We start from the raw sequence: 15,852 nt of genomic DNA, 5'->3' as shown, positions 1-15,852 counted from the left end.
CGACCCTGCCTGAGCAGCCTGCCTGAGCAGTTTCGAGCACGCTCCGGAAACGGCACGACACCCCTCGCTTTTCCAGGAGTGGGCCGAGCAGGGGGAACCTCGGGCCGGGTTTTTGCACGTATATCTCTCCGCCGTTAATTGCCGGCGGGACCATCGCTCCGACACGGTCCGCAAACCAGGACCGACGTCGGACAGCACAACCGGTCGCCGAGCCAGAAGGCCGACGTCCGCTCCAGGGAAGGACCCTTCGTGAGCGACACCACCGATCTGATGGGCGTGACTGCCGACAACAACGTCGACACCGCCGCGCCCGCCGCAGGTGCTGCCTCTGGCACCACCTCACGGCGCCGCCGCTCCGGCACCGGCCTCGAGGGCATGGTCCTGGCCGAGCTGCAGCAGGTCGCGTCCGGCCTCGGGATCAGGGGCACCGCGCGTATGCGCAAGAGCCAGCTGATCGAGGTCATCAAGGAGGCGCAGGCGGGCGGCGGCTCGTCCGCGCCGAAGAGCGCCGAGGCGGGCACCGGCGTGGCCGAGACCAAGCCGAAGCGGCGCGCCACCTCCAAGGCGCGCACGGGCGACGAGTCCACGGCCGCCGCGGCGAAGGCGGACAAGGCCGAGAAGGCCGAGAAGGCCGTCGCCCAGCAGCAGATCGACATTCCCGGTCAGCCGGCCAGCGACGACCAGCCGGCCGCCGGTGAGCGCCGCCGTCGTCGGGCCACCGCCCAGGCGGGCAGCCCGGACACCACGAGCGAGCCCAAGGCCGACGTCAGGACCGAGGTCCGGACCGAGACGGCCGTCGACGTCAAGACTGACGCCCAGCCGGACGCCAAGGCCGAGGCCGCCGCCGACACCGCCGAGGGCCGGCGCGACCGTCAGGACCGGGGCCAGCGCGGTGACCGTGGTGAGCGCGGCGGCGACCGCGGTGACCGCCGTGACCGTCAGCGCGACCGTCGCGGTGGCAAGGGCGACGACCAGCAGGGCGGCCAGCGCCAGCAGCGCCAGGGCGGCCAGCAGGGTGGTCAGCAGGGTGGTCAGCAGGGCCCGCAGGACGACTTCGACGACGAGGGCGGCCGCCGCGGACGCCGTGGCCGTTACCGCGACCGTCGTGGCCGTCGTGGCCGCGAGGACTCCTTCGGCAACGAGCCGCAGGTCTCCGAGGACGACGTCCTGATCCCCGTCGCGGGCATCCTGGACATCCTCGACAACTACGCGTTCATCCGGACCTCCGGCTACCTGCCGGGCCCGAACGACGTGTACGTCTCCCTCGCCCAGGTCCGCAAGAACGGCCTGCGCAAGGGTGACCACGTCACCGGAGCGGTCCGTCAGCCGAAGGACGGCGAGCGCCGCGAGAAGTTCAACGCGCTCGTACGCCTGGACTCGGCGAACGGCATGGCGGCCGAATCCGGCCGCGGCCGCCCGGAGTTCAACAAGCTGACCCCGCTGTACCCGCAGGACCGACTGCGCCTCGAGACCGACCCGGGCATCCTGACGACCCGGATCATCGACCTCGTGTCGCCGATCGGCAAGGGCCAGCGAGGCCTGATCGTGGCCCCGCCGAAGACCGGCAAGACCATGATCCTGCAGGCGATCGCCAACGCGATCACCGTCAACAGCCCCGAGTGCCACCTGATGGTCGTCCTTGTCGACGAGCGTCCGGAAGAGGTCACCGACATGCAGCGGTCGGTGAAGGGCGAGGTCATCTCCTCGACCTTCGACCGCCCGGCCGAGGACCACACCACGGTCGCCGAGCTGGCCATCGAGCGCGCCAAGCGTCTCGTCGAGCTGGGTCACGACGTGGTCGTCCTGCTGGACTCGATCACCCGCCTGGGCCGTGCGTACAACCTCGCGGCGCCCGCCTCCGGCCGCATCCTCTCCGGTGGTGTCGACTCGACCGCGCTCTACCCGCCGAAGCGCTTCTTCGGTGCCGCGCGGAACATCGAGGACGGCGGATCTTTGACCATCCTCGCGACCGCTTTGGTGGACACAGGTTCACGCATGGACGAGGTGATCTTCGAGGAGTTCAAGGGCACCGGCAACATGGAGCTCAAGCTCGACCGGAAGCTCTCGGACAAGCGCATCTTCCCGGCGGTGGACGTGGACGCGTCCAGCACCCGTAAGGAAGAGATCCTGCTCGGCAGCGACGAGCTCGCCGTCACCTGGAAGCTGCGCCGGGTGCTGCACGCGCTCGACCAGCAGCAGGCGATCGAGCTGCTGCTGGACAAGATGAAGCAGACGAAGTCGAACGGCGAGTTCCTGCTGCAGATCCAGAAGACGACTCCGTCCGCCGGGAACGGCAACGACTGACGTTCTTCGCATGACGTTCTTCGCAGTGAACGAGACCGCCCCGGCACGAAAGTGACGGGGCGGTCTCGTTTTCCCGTACGCCTCACCAGCCGCTGGTCAACGCCCAGTTGACAGGCGTAACATGCCCTGGTTGGTGGGGGGAATTCCGCCGCAGTGCCGAGAGAGGCCGGGGGGCCTCGGATCCGGACTGCCCTGTTACTCGTATGCCCCACCACTACCCGTTTGTCTTCCGGTGGGGCGAGTGCGCCCCGCCGGTTCAACCCGAGGGGTTACCGAGTGCAGATTCGCACCCGTGGTGGTCGGCACAAGCGCCGTATGAGAGTCGTGGTACCGACGGCCGTTGCCGCAGTCGCCGCTCTGGTCGGCACGGGACTGGCCATGTCCGGCTCGCAGGCCGCCGAGGCCGGCGGCCCGCAGATCAGCGCCCGGCAGCAGGCCGACCCGCTGTCGCAGACGGAACTGCGCAGCCGCGCGATCAGCGCGATAAAGGCCGGCAAGGCCAGCAAGCGCAGCCTCGCCAAGGAGCCCTCCGCCTCGTCGTCGCCCGACACGAGGTCGGCGCCGAGCGCCCGCATCATCGGCGGCAAGGAGACGACCATCTCGGCGGCGCCGTGGATGGCTCAGCTCTACTTCCAGGACGACACGGGCGCCGGCTACTTCTGCGGTGGCGTCGTCGTCGCCCCGACGAAGGTCGCCACCGCCGCGCACTGCGTCAAGGGCATCAAGTGGTACGCGACCGGGTCGGTCATCACCGGCACCGACCAGCTGCCCACGGACACCGGCCAGAAGGACGCGAACGGCGACGCGATCTTCGACTTCCACGGCGGGCAGGTCCGCGGGGCCTACCGTCAGTGGAACCACCCGCAGTACAGCCCGGTCACCGTCGACAACGACGTCGCCGTGCTCACCCTGGACGCGCCGGTCTCCGTGACGCCGCTGCCGATCATGCAGAACACGGACACCGCTCTGTACACGCCGGGCACGGACGCCAAGGTGTACGGCTGGGGCCGCACCAGCTCCACCGAGCCCAACAGCTCCTCGCAGACCCTCAAGGTCGCCGACGCGGACATCAACTCCAACGCGGCCTGCCAGACCGCGTACGGCTCGGACTACGTCGTCGGTCACATGGTCTGCGCCGGAGCCGCGCCGACCGGTGACGACAGCACCACCGAGACGACCTGCAACGGTGACTCCGGCGGCCCGCTGGTGGCCGGCGGCAAGCTCGTCGGCCTCGTCTCCTGGGGTGACGCGAACTGCTCGGCCCCGGGCAAGTACGGCGTCTACGCCAAGGTGAGCACGTACTCGGCCCCGATCCGGGCCCGGGTCAACGACAGCAACTGGAGCAACGACCACGCCGCGGACCTGCTGGCCCGTCGTGCCTCCGACAGCACGCTGTTCGGCTGGACCTCGAAGGTGACCTCGCTCACCCGCCAGTACAACCACGGCGCCTTCGGCGGTGTGACCCTGATGGTTCAGGCCGACCTGAACCGCGACGACTACCAGGACCTCATCTACCGCGCGCCGAACGGTGACGTCTACTGGTCCTACAGCAACGACCTGGCGCCGAAGCTCATCGCCAAGGGCTGGGGAGCGCACAAGCAGATCCTGGTCCCCGGCGACCTGACCGGCGACGATCTGCCGGACATGGTGGCGATCAACTCCTCCGGCAACGCGTACCTCTACCCGGGCAAGGGCACCGGCGCCTTCGCCGCGCCGATCCTGATCGGCGCCGGCTGGGGGCAGTACAACATGGTCCGCGGCCACGGTGACTTCACCGGCGACGGCCGGGCCGACATCCTGGCCCGGGGCGCCGGCGGCGCCACCTACCTGTACACGGGTACCGGCAAGGCCACCGGCGCGTTCGCGGCCCGCCGTCTCATCGGCACCTTCGGCAGCACCTACAACGCGCTGGTCACCACCGGCGACGTGAACAGCGACGGAAACGCCGACCTCTTCGCCCGTGACACCACCGGCAAGCTCTGGCTCTACCCGGGCAACGGGAAGTCCACCGGTGGGATCTTCGCCACACGTGTCGCCTTCGGCACCGGCTGGCAGGCGTACAACCTCTTCGGCTAAAGCCCCAGCGCACACGCCGAGTTGTGCCCACCGTGCCTCGCGCGGTGGGCACAGCGCTTTCTTACGGAGCTCTTAGCTCCCTGTGCAACCCTTCTTGCTTCTTCACCGTCTGACCAATGTGTCCGACAAATACCGACAAACCGTGCCTGATCACCGCGGCAGGGGGTAGCGGGAACAGCGAGAGCCGAGGAGAGCATGGGCGAGCAGAGCAGCACCGGAAGCCGAATACGCAGCCGCGGCAAGCGCCGTAGGCAGCCCAGCAGGGGCCGCCGGGCGATGACCATTGCCGCGTGGTCCGCAGCAGGTCTGGTGCTGGTCGGTGGATCCGGCCTCGGTTACGTCTACTTCAAGCTCAACGGCAACATCAAGGGCGTCGACATCAACGCCGCGCTCGGCACCGACCGCCCCGAGAACGTCGACAACGGCTCCATGGACATTCTGGTCCTGGGCTCCGACTCCCGCTCCGGCGCCAACTCCGAGTACGGCGTCGACGAAGGTGCCGCCCGTTCCGACACCGCGATGATGGTGCACGTCTACGAGGGCCACAAGAAGGCCAGCGTCGTCTCCATCCCGCGCGACACCCTTGTCGACCGACCGCGCTGCGCCGACGCGAAGGGCGGCTCCGTCTCCGGCGAGAAGCGCGCCATGTTCAACACCGCGTACGAGGTCGGCGGCCCGGCCTGCGCGGTGAAGACCCTCGAGAAGATGTCCGGCATCCGCATGGACCACTACATCGAGGTCGACTTCACGGGCTTCAAGAAACTCATCGACAAGCTGGGCGGCGTGGAGATCACCACCACCAAGCCGATCAACGACTCCAAGAGCCATCTGCACCTGAAGCCCGGCACGCACACCCTCAACGGTGAGAAGTCGCTCGGTCTCGTACGGACCCGCAAGAGCGTCGGCGACGGCAGCGACCTCGGCCGAATACAGCTCCAGCAGGCGTTCATGAAGGCGTTCATCAACCAGGTCAAGGACGTCGGCGTCTTCACCAACCCCAAGAAGCTCTTCGACGTCGCCGACACCGCCACCAAGGCGATCACGCCCGATTCCGAGCTCGACTCGGTGCAGGAGCTGATGAGCTTCGCCAAGGGGCTCAGCGGTCTCGGCGCCGAGGACGTGCACATGATCACGATGCCGGTGGAGTACGACCCGGCCGACCCCAACCGCGTGATCCCGATCAAGGCGGCCTCCCGCCAGGTCTGGACGGCGCTCAAGCAGGACAAGCCGATCCCCGCCTCCGCGGTCAAGGACTCCGCCGGCGACAAGGGCGCCGCCGGCTCCCTCGTGCAGAGCCACTGACCCCGGCAGGGAATACCTCCGGCCCGACCCCGGTTTTGGGAGATACGGCCAGTCCTGGCAGACTGGTACGTCGGCCCCGGTTCACGTACGAGCAATCCGCGCGTACGACCCGGTGCCCTCCCGAAACTAGGAGACACCCTTGAAGCGCGACATCCACCCCGAGTACGTCGAGACCCAGGTCAGCTGTACCTGTGGCGCGTCGTTCACCACCCGTAGCACCATCGAGTCCGGCACCGTCCGGGCCGAGGTCTGCTCCGAGTGCCACCCGTTCTACACGGGCAAGCAGAAGATCCTCGACACCGGTGGCCGTGTGGCCCGCTTCGAGGCCCGCTTCGGCAAGGCTGCCGGCTCCGCCAAGAAGTAGCGAGCCACTGCGCCGGCCCTTGGCCGCCCCTGCCCGGGGTGGCCGAGGCCGGCGCTTTGTCCGTTCTGAGCAGCCCCCTTCGTGTACAAAACCAGGAGCACCCGATGTTCGAGGCGGTCGAGGAATTGATCGGCGAGCACGCCGATCTCGAGAAGAAGCTCGCCGACCCTTCGGTCCACGCGGACCAGGCGAACGCGCGCAAGCTCAACAAGCGATACGCCGAGCTGACCCCGATCATCGGCACGTACCGCTCCTGGAAGCAGACCGGGGACGACATCCAGACCGCGCGTGAACTGGGCGCCGACGACCCGGACTTCGCCGCCGAGGTCAAGGTGCTGGAGAAGCAGCGCGAGGAGCTCACCGAGAAGCTGCGGCTGCTGCTCGTGCCGCGCGACCCCAGCGACGACAAGGACGTCATCCTCGAGGTCAAGGCCGGCGCGGGCGGCGACGAGTCCGCCCTGTTCGCCGGTGACCTGCTGCGGATGTATCTGCGCTACGCGGAGCGCGTCGGCTGGAAGACCGAGATCATCGACGCCACCGAGTCCGAGCTGGGCGGCTACAAGGACGTCCAGGTCGCGGTGAAGACCAAGGGCGGCCAGGGCGCGACCGAGCCGGGACAGGGCGTCTGGGCGCGGCTGAAGTACGAGGGCGGAGTGCACCGCGTGCAGCGGGTGCCGGCCACCGAGTCCCAGGGCCGTATCCACACCTCCGCGGCAGGCGTCCTGGTGACGCCCGAGGCGGAGGAGATCGACGTCGAGATCCACGCCAACGACCTGCGGATCGACGTCTACCGCTCGTCGGGCCCCGGCGGCCAGTCCGTCAACACCACCGACTCCGCGGTGCGCATCACGCACCTGCCGACCGGCATCGTCGCCTCCTGCCAGAACGAGAAGAGCCAGCTCCAGAACAAGGAGCAGGCGATGCGTATCCTGCGCTCCAGGCTGCTTGCCGCGGCACAGGAGGAGGCGGAGAAGGAGGCCTCGGACGCCCGCCGCAGCCAGGTCCGTACCGTCGACCGCTCCGAGAAGATCCGTACGTACAACTTCCCGGAAAACCGGATCTCCGACCACCGCGTCGGCTTCAAGGCGTACAACTTGGACCAGGTGCTCGACGGGGATCTGGACACCATGATCCAGGCCTGTGTCGACGCCGACTCCGCCGCCAAACTCGCCGCCGCCCAGTAAGCCCAGCACACCGCCCCAGCCCCGGAGGACCAGCGTGCAGCTAACTCCCGGGGGACGACCCCCGTCCCCCCGATCTGTGCTGCTTGCCGAGGTGGCCCAGGCCACCCAGCGGCTGGCCGACGCCGGCGTGCCCTCGCCGCGCTTCGACGCCGAGGAGCTCGCCGCGTTCGTGCACGGCGTGAAGCGGGGAGAGCTGCACAACGTCAAGGACGCGGACTTCGACGCCCGCTACTGGGAGGCGATCGCCCGCCGCGAGGCCCGTGAGCCGCTCCAGCACATCACCGGACGCGCCTTCTTCCGCTTCCTGGAGCTGCAGGTCGGCCCCGGCGTCTTCGTACCGCGCCCGGAGACCGAGTCGGTCGTCGGGTGGGCCATAGACGCCGTACGGGCCATGGATGTCGTCGAGCCGCTCATCGTCGATCTGTGTACGGGCTCCGGGGCCATCGCGCTCGCCATGGCGCAGGAGGTGCCGCGCTCGCGTGTGCACGGAGTGGAGCTCTCCGAGGACGCGCTGCGGTGGACCCGTAAGAACGCCGAGGGCTCGCGCGTCACCGTCCACCAGGGCGACGCGCTGACCGCCCTGCCGGAGCTCGACGGCCAGGTCGACCTGGTCATCTCCAATCCGCCGTACATCCCGCTCACCGAGTGGGAGTATGTCGCGCCCGAGGCCCGTGACCACGACCCGGACATGGCGCTCTTCTCCGGCGAGGACGGCCTGGACACCATCCGCGGTATCGAGCGCACCGCTCACCGGCTGCTGCGGCCCGGCGGCCTGGTGGTCATCGAGCACGCCGACACCCAGGGCGGCCAGGTGCCGTGGATCTTCAACGAGGAGGCCGGCTGGGCGGACGCGGCCGACCACCCCGACCTGAACAGGCGACCGCGCTTCGCGACCGCACGCAAGGCCATGCCGTGACCGGCAATCCAGACCCGCAGCATCATCTCCAGACCCTGTTCGAGGAGGGCCGTTAAATGGCACGGCGATACGACTGCAACGACGCGACCGACCGTACGACTGGTCTGCGTGAAGCCGCGTCGGCCGTCCGCCGCGGCGAGCTGGTCGTGCTGCCCACCGACACCGTGTACGGGATCGGTGCGGACGCCTTCGGCTCCGAGGCAGTCGCCGACCTGCTGGAGGCCAAGGGGCGCGGCCGCAATATGCCCACCCCTGTCCTCATCGGGTCCCCGAACACCCTGCACGGCCTGGTCACCGACTTCTCCGAGCAGGCATGGGAGCTGGTCGACGCGTTCTGGCCGGGCGCGCTGACGCTCGTCGCCAAGCACCAGCCCTCGCTGCAGTGGGACCTGGGCGACACCCGGGGCACCGTAGCGATCCGGATGCCGCTGCACCCGGTCGCGATCGAACTGCTCACCGAGGTCGGCCCGATGGCCGTCTCCAGCGCCAACCTCACCGGGCATCCCGCGCCGGAGGACTGTGACGCCGCGCAGGAGATGCTGGGCGACTCGGTCTCGGTCTATCTGGACGGTGGCCCGACGCCGGGCATCGTCCCGTCCTCGATCGTCGACGTCACCGGCAAGGTCCCGGTCCTGCTGCGCGCGGGAGCACTCTCGGCGGACGAGCTGCGCAAGGTCGTACCCGACCTCGAGGTGGCCAATTGACCGCCCCTGAGGGGCGTGGCATAGCGGAATCCGTCAGCAACACCACCACTTTCCGCATCCTCCACGTCAGCACCGGCAACGTCTGCCGCTCGCCGATCACCGAGCGGCTGACCCGCCATGCCCTGAGCGACCGCCTCGGCGATCCGCTGACGGGCGGCCTGATCGTGGAGAGCGCAGGCACCTGGGGCCACGAAGGCGCCCCGATGGAGGCCAACGCCGAGATCGTCCTGGCCGACTTCGGCGCGGACGCGACCGGTTTTGTCGGCCGTGAACTCCTCGACGAGCATGTGATCCGCGCCGACCTCGTCCTCACCGCGACGCGCGACCACCGCGCCCAGGTGATCTCGATGGGTCACTCGGCGGGCCTGCGCACCTTCACGCTCAAGGAGTTCACCCGGCTTGTACGGGCGATTGACCCGGCAACGTTGCCGGACCCGCACGAAGGCGTCGTCGAGCGTGCTCGGGCCCTGGTCAGGGCGGCGGCGGCGCTGCGCGGCTGGCTGCTGGCGCCGAGCCCGGACGCCGATGAGGTGTACGACCCGTACGGTGCGCCGATCACGTTCTTCCGCTCGATCGGCGACGAGATCAACCAGGCGCTGGACCCTGTGGTGACGGCTCTGACGGGCGTCTCCGCGCGGCAGTGAGGGCTCGCGGAGACGATCGGCGCGCATCGCGCCTCGCACCGGCCTACATTGGTTTCCACTGGGATTCACCTCGCGAGGACGATCCGTTCAGCTGGAGCCACAGATGCCGGTCACCGCTGCACCAGACGCCGTCCGCATCACCACCCCCGGCGCGGATTTCGACGCCCTGCGCCGACAGGACCCGCAGATCGCCGAAGTGATCCTGGGGGAGCTGGGGCGGCAGAGCGACAGCCTTCAGCTCATCGCCGCCGAGAACTTCACCTCACCCGCGGTCCTCGCCGCCCTCGGCTCCCCGCTCGCCAACAAGTACGCCGAGGGCTACCCCGGCGCCCGCCACCACGGCGGCTGCGAGCTGGTCGACGCCGCCGAGCGGATCGCCGTCGAGCGCGCCACCGCTCTCTTCGGCGCCGAACACGCCAATGTGCAGCCGCACTCCGGCTCCTCCGCGGTCCTTGCGGCGTACGCGGCGCTGCTCAAGCCCGGTGACACCGTGCTCGCCATGGGACTGTCGTACGGCGGTCATCTCACCCACGGTTCACCCGCGAACTTCTCCGGGCGCTGGTTCGACTTCGTCGGCTACGGCGTCGACGCCGAGACCGGACTGATCGATTACGACCAGGTCCTCGCCCTGGCCCGGCAGCACCGGCCCAAGGCCATCGTCTGCGGCTCGATCTCGTACCCCCGCCATCCCGACTACGAAGCCTTCCGCGAGATCGCGGACGAGGCGGACGCCTATCTGATCGCCGATGCCGCCCACCCCATGGGCCTGATCGCCGGTGGCGCGGCCCCCAGCCCCGTCCCGTACGCCGATGTGGTGTGCGCCACCACCCACAAGGTGCTGCGCGGGCCACGCGGCGGGATGATCCTCTGCGGTTCCGAGCTGGCCGAACGCATCGACCGGGCGGTGTTCCCCTTCACCCAGGGCGGCGCCCAGATGCACACGATCGCCGCCAAGGCTGTCGCTTTCGGTGAGGCGGCTACGCCGGCCTTCGCGGCGTACGCCCACCAGGTGGTCGCCAATGCGCGGGTACTGGCCGACGGGCTCGCGGCGGAGGGCCTGTCCGTGCTGACCGGCGGCACCGACACCCATCTGATCAGCGCGGATCCAGCTCCGCTGGGCGTGGCGGGCAAGGCGGCCCGCGGCCGTCTCGCCGCGGCGGGCATGGTCCTCGACACCTGCGCACTGCCGTACGGGGACGGGCGCGGCATCCGGCTGGGCACCGCTGCCGTCACCACCCAGGGCATGGGCGAGAGCGAGATGGCGCGGATCGCGGCACTCTTCACGGCGGCGATGCGTGAAGACGGCGAGGAGGCGCGGAAGGTCCGTACGGAGGTGCGGGAACTGACCGGTAGATTTCCGCCTTATCGGGGGTAGCCGGTGAGTCGTGCAACCATCGCCCGCGCCCGTATGTCCTCAAGCATGTGGCTACCAGAGCTAGGGTGTGGGGCTGAGATGGCCAGCGATTCCTGTGGGGCAGCCCGTGCGTGATTACCTGCTGACGCTCTGTGTCACGGCTGCGGTGACGTATCTGCTGACCGGGCCGGTGCGGAAGTTCGCCATCGCGACCGGTGCGATGCCGCAGATCCGTGCCCGCGACGTACACCGAGAGCCGACACCGCGACTCGGCGGTATCGCCATGTTCTTCGGCCTGTGCGCCGGTCTGCTGGTCGCGGACCATCTGCAGAACCTCAACAGCGTCTTCGAGCTGTCCAATGAACCGCGGGCACTGCTCTCCGGCGCTGCCCTGATCTGGATCATCGGTGTCCTCGACGACAAGTTCGAGATCGATGCCCTGATCAAACTGGGCGGCCAGATGATCGCCGCGGGTGTGATGGTGATCCAGGGTCTGACGATCCTGTGGATCCCCGTCCCCGGCGTCGGCACCGTCTCGCTGACCCAGTGGCAGGGCACCCTGCTGACCGTCGCCCTCGTCGTCATCACCATCAACGCGGTGAACTTCGTGGACGGCCTGGACGGCCTCGCCGCCGGCATGGTCTGCATCGCCGCCGCGGCCTTCTTCCTCTACTCGTACCGGATCTGGTTCAGGTACGGCATCGAGGCGGCGGCGCCCGCCAGCCTGTTCACCGTGATCCTGATGGGCATGTGCCTCGGCTTCCTGCCGCACAACATGCACCCGGCGCGCATCTTCATGGGCGACTCGGGATCGATGCTGATCGGCCTGGTGCTCGCGGCGGCCGCGATCTCGGTGACAGGACAGGTGGACCCGGACGCCCTGAAGATCTTCGAGGGCAGCACCCGCCAGGCCACCCACGCGGCGCTGCCGGTCTTCATCCCGCTGCTGCTGCCGCTGACGATCATCGCGATCCCGGTCGCCGACCTGGTGCTCGCGATCGTCCGCCGTACCTGGAACGGACAGTCGCCGTTCGCGGCGGACCGTGGCCATCTGCACCACCGGCTCCTGGAGATCGGACATTCGCACAGCCGAGCAGTCCTGATCATGTACTTCTGGTCGGCCCTGATCGCCTTCGGTGTCGTCGCGTACTCGGTGCACTCGGCGTCGATGTGGAGCGTGCTGCTCATTGTGGCGCTGAGCGCGGTAGGCCTCGTGCTTCTGCTGCTGCCGCGCTTCACTCCGCGCGCCCCGCGTTGGGCGGAGGCTTTCGTTCCGCCGCGTTACCGGCGCCGCACAACGCTTCCCGGGCCTGCGGTCCCCGCGTACGAGTCGGAGGCGGCGGAGGCGGCGGAGGCGTCACAGGAGTCGCTGGAGGAGCCCGAGGAGCGGACCCCGGTTCCGGCGGGCGTCAACGGAGCGACTGCTATCGGCCCCCGTTCGCGTTTCCCGGACCGGCGGAAGGCCGGAACGCGCGGGTGACGAGTCGCTGCATGTTCGCCCATTACCAGACATAGCGACCAGTTATTCTGCACACACGCGCGCACTCACTCTCATGTGTGACAGTCAGCACACCCTCAGGTAAAGACCTCATCAAATAGTTTGTGATACCGTTCACGAGACCCGGAGACAGAGCCGAAAGACCGTAGTGCGACGGTTCTTTGGCCCCGAGGACCCAACTCGGACCGGGCCTACGCTCGTCCATGACGACACCACTGCCCCCACCAGCAAGCGGAGCTGCCGCCATGCCGTCCAACGACGTCCGGACTCTCCTTCGAGCCGCCGTACCCACCGCTGTCGCCGGCGCTGTTGCCGTCGCGATCAGCGCGGTGGTCGCCGGCGGTAAGGGGGCGGTAGGCGCTGTCGTTGCGACGCTGGTTGTGATCCTGTTCATGGGGATCGGGCTGGTGGTCCTGGAGCGGACGGCCAAGTCGCTTCCGCATCTGTTCCAGGCCATGGGGCTCATGCTCTATGCAGCACAGATTCTGCTGCTGTTCATCTTTGTCGCCGCGTTCAAGAACACCACGTTGTTCAACCCGAAGGCCTTTGCCATCACGCTGGTCGCAGCGACCCTCGTGTGGATCGCCGCGCAGACCCGTGCGCACATGAAGGCCAAAATGCTTTATGTCGAACCGGACTCCTCCGAGGGCAAGAAGCCCGAGAACAAGGGGTCTTCCTCGTGAGGGGTAGGGCCGGTATAAGCACGCGTTCGCGATCCTGCTATCGTCCGGTGCCAACTGCGGCATTGCGGGCGCGGGCATCTGAGCTGACGCCTGCTCAATCGCGAGGCTCCCTGCCTGCCGGCCGCCCCCACATCCGTAACACCAGTCCAGTGCCGATCAGCGGCTGTGCGCCGCGCCGACACAACGAGGTTGCCGTACCTATGCGCCACGCTGAAGGAGCCCGCGGTGAGTGCTGACCCGACGACGGTGCTCGCCTTCGAGACCGATTGCCACATCTTCCAGAACAGCGGTTGTGGTTTCCCGGCTCCCGGCCTGCACTCGTTCCTGTTCCAGCCCCTCTGGGGCGACGGGGACAGCAACTTGTACTTCAACAAGACGATGCTGTTGGCGCTGCTCGGCTCGGTCATCATCGTCGGCTTCTTCTGGGCGGCCTTCCGTAAGCCGAAGGTTGTTCCCGGCAAGCTTCAGATGGTGGCCGAGGCCGGCTACGACTTCGTACGCCGAGGCGTCGTCTACGAGACGATCGGCAAGCGCGACGGTGAGAAGTACGTCCCGCTGGTGGTCTCCCTGTTCTTCTTCGTCTGGATGATGAACCTCTGGTCCATCATCCCGGTCGCCCAGTTCCCCGTGACGGCGATCATTTCGTACCCGGTCGCGCTCGCCGCGATCGTGTACGTCCTGTGGGTCAGCCTGACCTTCAAGAAGCACGGTTTCGTCGGAGCTTTCAAGAACTTCTCGGGCTACGACAAGAGCCTCGGCCCGGTCCTGCCGCTCTCGATGACCATCGAGCTCTTCTCGAACCTGCTCGTCAGGCCGTTCACGCACGCCGTCCGGCTCTTTGCCAACATGTTCGCGGGCCACACCCTGCTGCTGCTCTTCACGATCGCCAGCTGGTACCTGCTCAACGGCATCGGCATCGCCTACGCAGGTGTGTCGTTCGTGATGGTCATCGTGATGACCGCCTTCGAGCTCTTCATCCAGGCTGTCCAGGCCTATGTGTTCGTCCTGCTGACCTGCAGCTACATCCAGGGCGCTCTCGCCAAGGGCCACTGAGCACCCAACCTCCCGAAGCACCCGGTGGCCAACCCCCACCGGACCAAGAAAGAGAAGGAAGAACCGGCATGTCTGCTCTCCAGACCCTCGCCGCCACCAGCGTCGAAATCAAGGGCAACCTCGGCTCTATCGGTTACGGCCTTGCGGCCATCGGCCCCGGTGTCGGCGTCGGCATCATCTTCGGTAACGGTACCCAGGCTCTCGCCCGTCAGCCCGAGGCCGCCGGTCTGATCCGCCAGAACCAGATCCTCGGCTTCGCCTTCTGTGAGGCGCTCGCCCTGATCGGTCTGGTCATGCCGTTCGTCTACCCGACCTCCTGACCGGTCGCGAACAGCCCATTCGACGGAAGGCACTGACGTGAACCCTCTGGTTCAGCTCGCGGCGGAGGAAGCGGAAAATCCGCTCATCCCGCCGATCCCTGAGCTCGTCATTGGCTTCATCGCCTTTGCCATCGTTTTCGGTTTCCTCGCCAAGAAGCTCCTTCCGACCATCAACAAGGTTCTGGACGAGCGCCGCGAGGCCATCGAAGGCGGTATGGAGAAGGCCGATGCGGCCCAGACCGAGGCCGAGAGCGTGCTTGAGCAGTACAAGGCTCAGCTCGCCGAGGCCCGTCACGAAGCCGCTCGTATGCGCCAGGAGGCGCAGGAGCAGGGCGCCGTGATCCTGCAGGAGATGAGGGCGGAAGGCCAGCGGCAGCGTGAGGAGATCATCGCTGCCGGTCACGCCCAGATCGAGGCCGACCGCAAGGCCGCGGCCGCTGCGCTGCGCCAGGACGTGGGCAAGCTCGCCACCGAACTGGCCGGCAAGATCGTCGGTGAGTCCCTCGAGGACTACACCCGGCAGAGCGGCACCGTCGACCGCTTCCTCGACGCACTCGAGGACAGCGCTTCGAAGGCCGAGGCCACGCGATGAACGGAGCGAGCCGCGAGGCACTGGCTGCCGCACGCGAGTCTCTCGACGCGCTGACCGACAACACGTCGGTCGACGTGGCGAAGCTCGCCGAGGAGCTGGCCGCCGTCACCGCGCTGCTCGACCGTGAGGTGTCGTTGCGTCGGGTCCTGACCGACCCGGCGCAGCCCGGCGAGGCCAAGGCCGAGCTGGTCGGGCGGCTGCTGGGCGGTCAGGTGGGCAGCGAAACCATCGACCTGCTCGCAGGCATGGTCCGTTCCCGCTGGTCGCAGTCGCGCGATCTGGTCGACGCGGTCGAGGAGCTGGCGGCCACCGCCGACCTCACCGCGGCGCAGCGGGCCGGTGCGCTCGACGACGTCGAGGACGAGCTGTTCCGGTTCGGCCGGATCGTCGCCTCCAGCGTCGAGCTGCGCTCCGCGCTGACCGACAAGTCGGCGCCGGCGTCCGCCAAGGGCGAGCTGCTGCGCAGCCTGCTCGACGGCAAGGCCAATCCGGCCACCGAGCGGCTGGTCATCCGTCTTGTGACCCAGCCCCGAGGACGTAGCCTGGAAGCTGGACTCGAGTCCCTGTCCAGGCTCGCCGCGGCGCGCCGGGAGCGGATGGTCGCGGTCGTCACCTCGGCGGTGCCGCTGACCGATGAGCAGAAGCAGCGCCTCGGCGCCGGTCTGGCTCGGATCTACGGCCGCGAGATGCACCTCAATCTCGACGTGGACCCCGAGGTCATCGGCGGAGTGCAGGTGCGCGTCGGCGACGAGCTGATCAACGGCACCATCGCGGCACGTCTCGACGAGGCGGCCCGCCGCATCGCCGGCTGACCAGCCACCAACTGAACAAGCAGTACGAAGCAGTACGAGCGGCCCG

Annotated in this window: 15 protein-coding genes; all 15 read left to right on the top strand. The window is 68.3% G+C overall.

What is annotated here, in order from left to right:
- Positions 1 to 249: 249 nt before the first annotated feature.
- The 15 genes from rho to ACFWDI_RS20270 all read left to right on the top strand — a co-directional run bounded on the left by rho (position 250) and on the right by ACFWDI_RS20270 (position 15,806).
- A complete protein-coding gene (gene rho / locus ACFWDI_RS20340; protein ID WP_385305715.1) occupies positions 250 to 2,304 on the top strand; it encodes a transcription termination factor Rho in 2,055 nt (684 codons plus the stop codon).
- Between the two features lie 315 nt (positions 2,305 to 2,619).
- Positions 2,620 to 4,380 (top strand): trypsin-like serine protease, encoded by a 1,761-nt coding sequence (locus ACFWDI_RS20335; RefSeq protein WP_385305713.1) that lies wholly within the window; start codon positions 2,620 to 2,622, stop codon positions 4,378 to 4,380.
- Between the two features lie 195 nt (positions 4,381 to 4,575).
- Positions 4,576 to 5,682 carry an LCP family protein gene (locus tag ACFWDI_RS20330; protein WP_385305711.1) on the top strand — a complete coding sequence of 369 codons (1,107 nt, stop codon included), beginning with the start codon at positions 4,576 to 4,578 and terminating at the stop codon, positions 5,680 to 5,682.
- Between the two features lie 139 nt (positions 5,683 to 5,821).
- Positions 5,822 to 6,046 (top strand): 50S ribosomal protein L31, encoded by a 225-nt coding sequence (gene rpmE, locus ACFWDI_RS20325; RefSeq protein WP_215092884.1) that lies wholly within the window; start codon positions 5,822 to 5,824, stop codon positions 6,044 to 6,046.
- A 104-nt stretch (positions 6,047 to 6,150) separates the two neighbouring features.
- Entirely contained in the window at positions 6,151 to 7,230 is a 1,080-nt protein-coding gene (gene prfA, locus ACFWDI_RS20320) for a peptide chain release factor 1 (RefSeq protein ID WP_327326101.1), read from the top strand.
- A gap of 34 nt (positions 7,231 to 7,264) precedes the next feature.
- Positions 7,265 to 8,146: a peptide chain release factor N(5)-glutamine methyltransferase gene (prmC, locus tag ACFWDI_RS20315; protein WP_385305708.1), complete on the top strand. Its 882-nt coding sequence runs from the start codon at positions 7,265 to 7,267 to the stop codon at positions 8,144 to 8,146.
- Positions 8,147 to 8,202: 56 nt separating this feature from the next.
- Positions 8,203 to 8,850, top strand: coding sequence for an L-threonylcarbamoyladenylate synthase (locus ACFWDI_RS20310; RefSeq protein WP_327326104.1), 648 nt, complete (start codon positions 8,203 to 8,205; stop codon positions 8,848 to 8,850).
- Positions 8,847 to 9,494, top strand: coding sequence for a protein-tyrosine-phosphatase (locus tag ACFWDI_RS20305; RefSeq protein WP_385305706.1), 648 nt, complete (start codon positions 8,847 to 8,849; stop codon positions 9,492 to 9,494). Before ACFWDI_RS20310 ends, ACFWDI_RS20305 begins: the two co-directional genes overlap by 4 nt.
- 103 nt (positions 9,495 to 9,597) lie before the next feature.
- The gene (glyA, locus tag ACFWDI_RS20300) at positions 9,598 to 10,869 is read left to right on the top strand and encodes a serine hydroxymethyltransferase (RefSeq protein WP_385305704.1); all 1,272 of its coding nucleotides are present in this window, start codon (positions 9,598 to 9,600) and stop codon (positions 10,867 to 10,869) included.
- A gap of 106 nt (positions 10,870 to 10,975) precedes the next feature.
- Complete coding sequence (locus ACFWDI_RS20295; RefSeq protein WP_385305702.1) at positions 10,976 to 12,328, top strand: MraY family glycosyltransferase; 1,353 nt, start codon at positions 10,976 to 10,978, stop codon at positions 12,326 to 12,328.
- A 263-nt stretch (positions 12,329 to 12,591) separates the two neighbouring features.
- Positions 12,592 to 13,029 carry a hypothetical protein gene (locus tag ACFWDI_RS20290; RefSeq protein WP_327326108.1) on the top strand — a complete coding sequence of 146 codons (438 nt, stop codon included), beginning with the start codon at positions 12,592 to 12,594 and terminating at the stop codon, positions 13,027 to 13,029.
- A 210-nt stretch (positions 13,030 to 13,239) separates the two neighbouring features.
- A complete protein-coding gene (gene atpB, locus ACFWDI_RS20285) occupies positions 13,240 to 14,082 on the top strand; it encodes a F0F1 ATP synthase subunit A (protein WP_327328497.1) in 843 nt (280 codons plus the stop codon).
- Between the two features lie 68 nt (positions 14,083 to 14,150).
- Entirely contained in the window at positions 14,151 to 14,402 is a 252-nt protein-coding gene (locus ACFWDI_RS20280) for a F0F1 ATP synthase subunit C (RefSeq protein ID WP_324976791.1), read from the top strand.
- A 37-nt stretch (positions 14,403 to 14,439) separates the two neighbouring features.
- Complete coding sequence (locus ACFWDI_RS20275; RefSeq protein ID WP_327326109.1) at positions 14,440 to 14,994, top strand: F0F1 ATP synthase subunit B; 555 nt, start codon at positions 14,440 to 14,442, stop codon at positions 14,992 to 14,994.
- Positions 14,991 to 15,806 (top strand): F0F1 ATP synthase subunit delta, encoded by an 816-nt coding sequence (locus ACFWDI_RS20270; RefSeq protein ID WP_385305699.1) that lies wholly within the window; start codon positions 14,991 to 14,993, stop codon positions 15,804 to 15,806. The genes ACFWDI_RS20275 and ACFWDI_RS20270 overlap by 4 nt, the downstream gene beginning before the upstream one ends.
- Positions 15,807 to 15,852: the final 46 nt, after the last annotated feature.

Origin of the sequence: Streptomyces sp. NPDC060064, from assembly GCF_042736455.1 — a bacterium.
GTDB lineage: Bacteria > Actinomycetota > Actinomycetes > Streptomycetales > Streptomycetaceae > Streptomyces.
The sequence above is the reverse complement of the archived record's forward strand: the minus strand, read 5'-3'. Positions and strand labels throughout refer to the sequence as shown.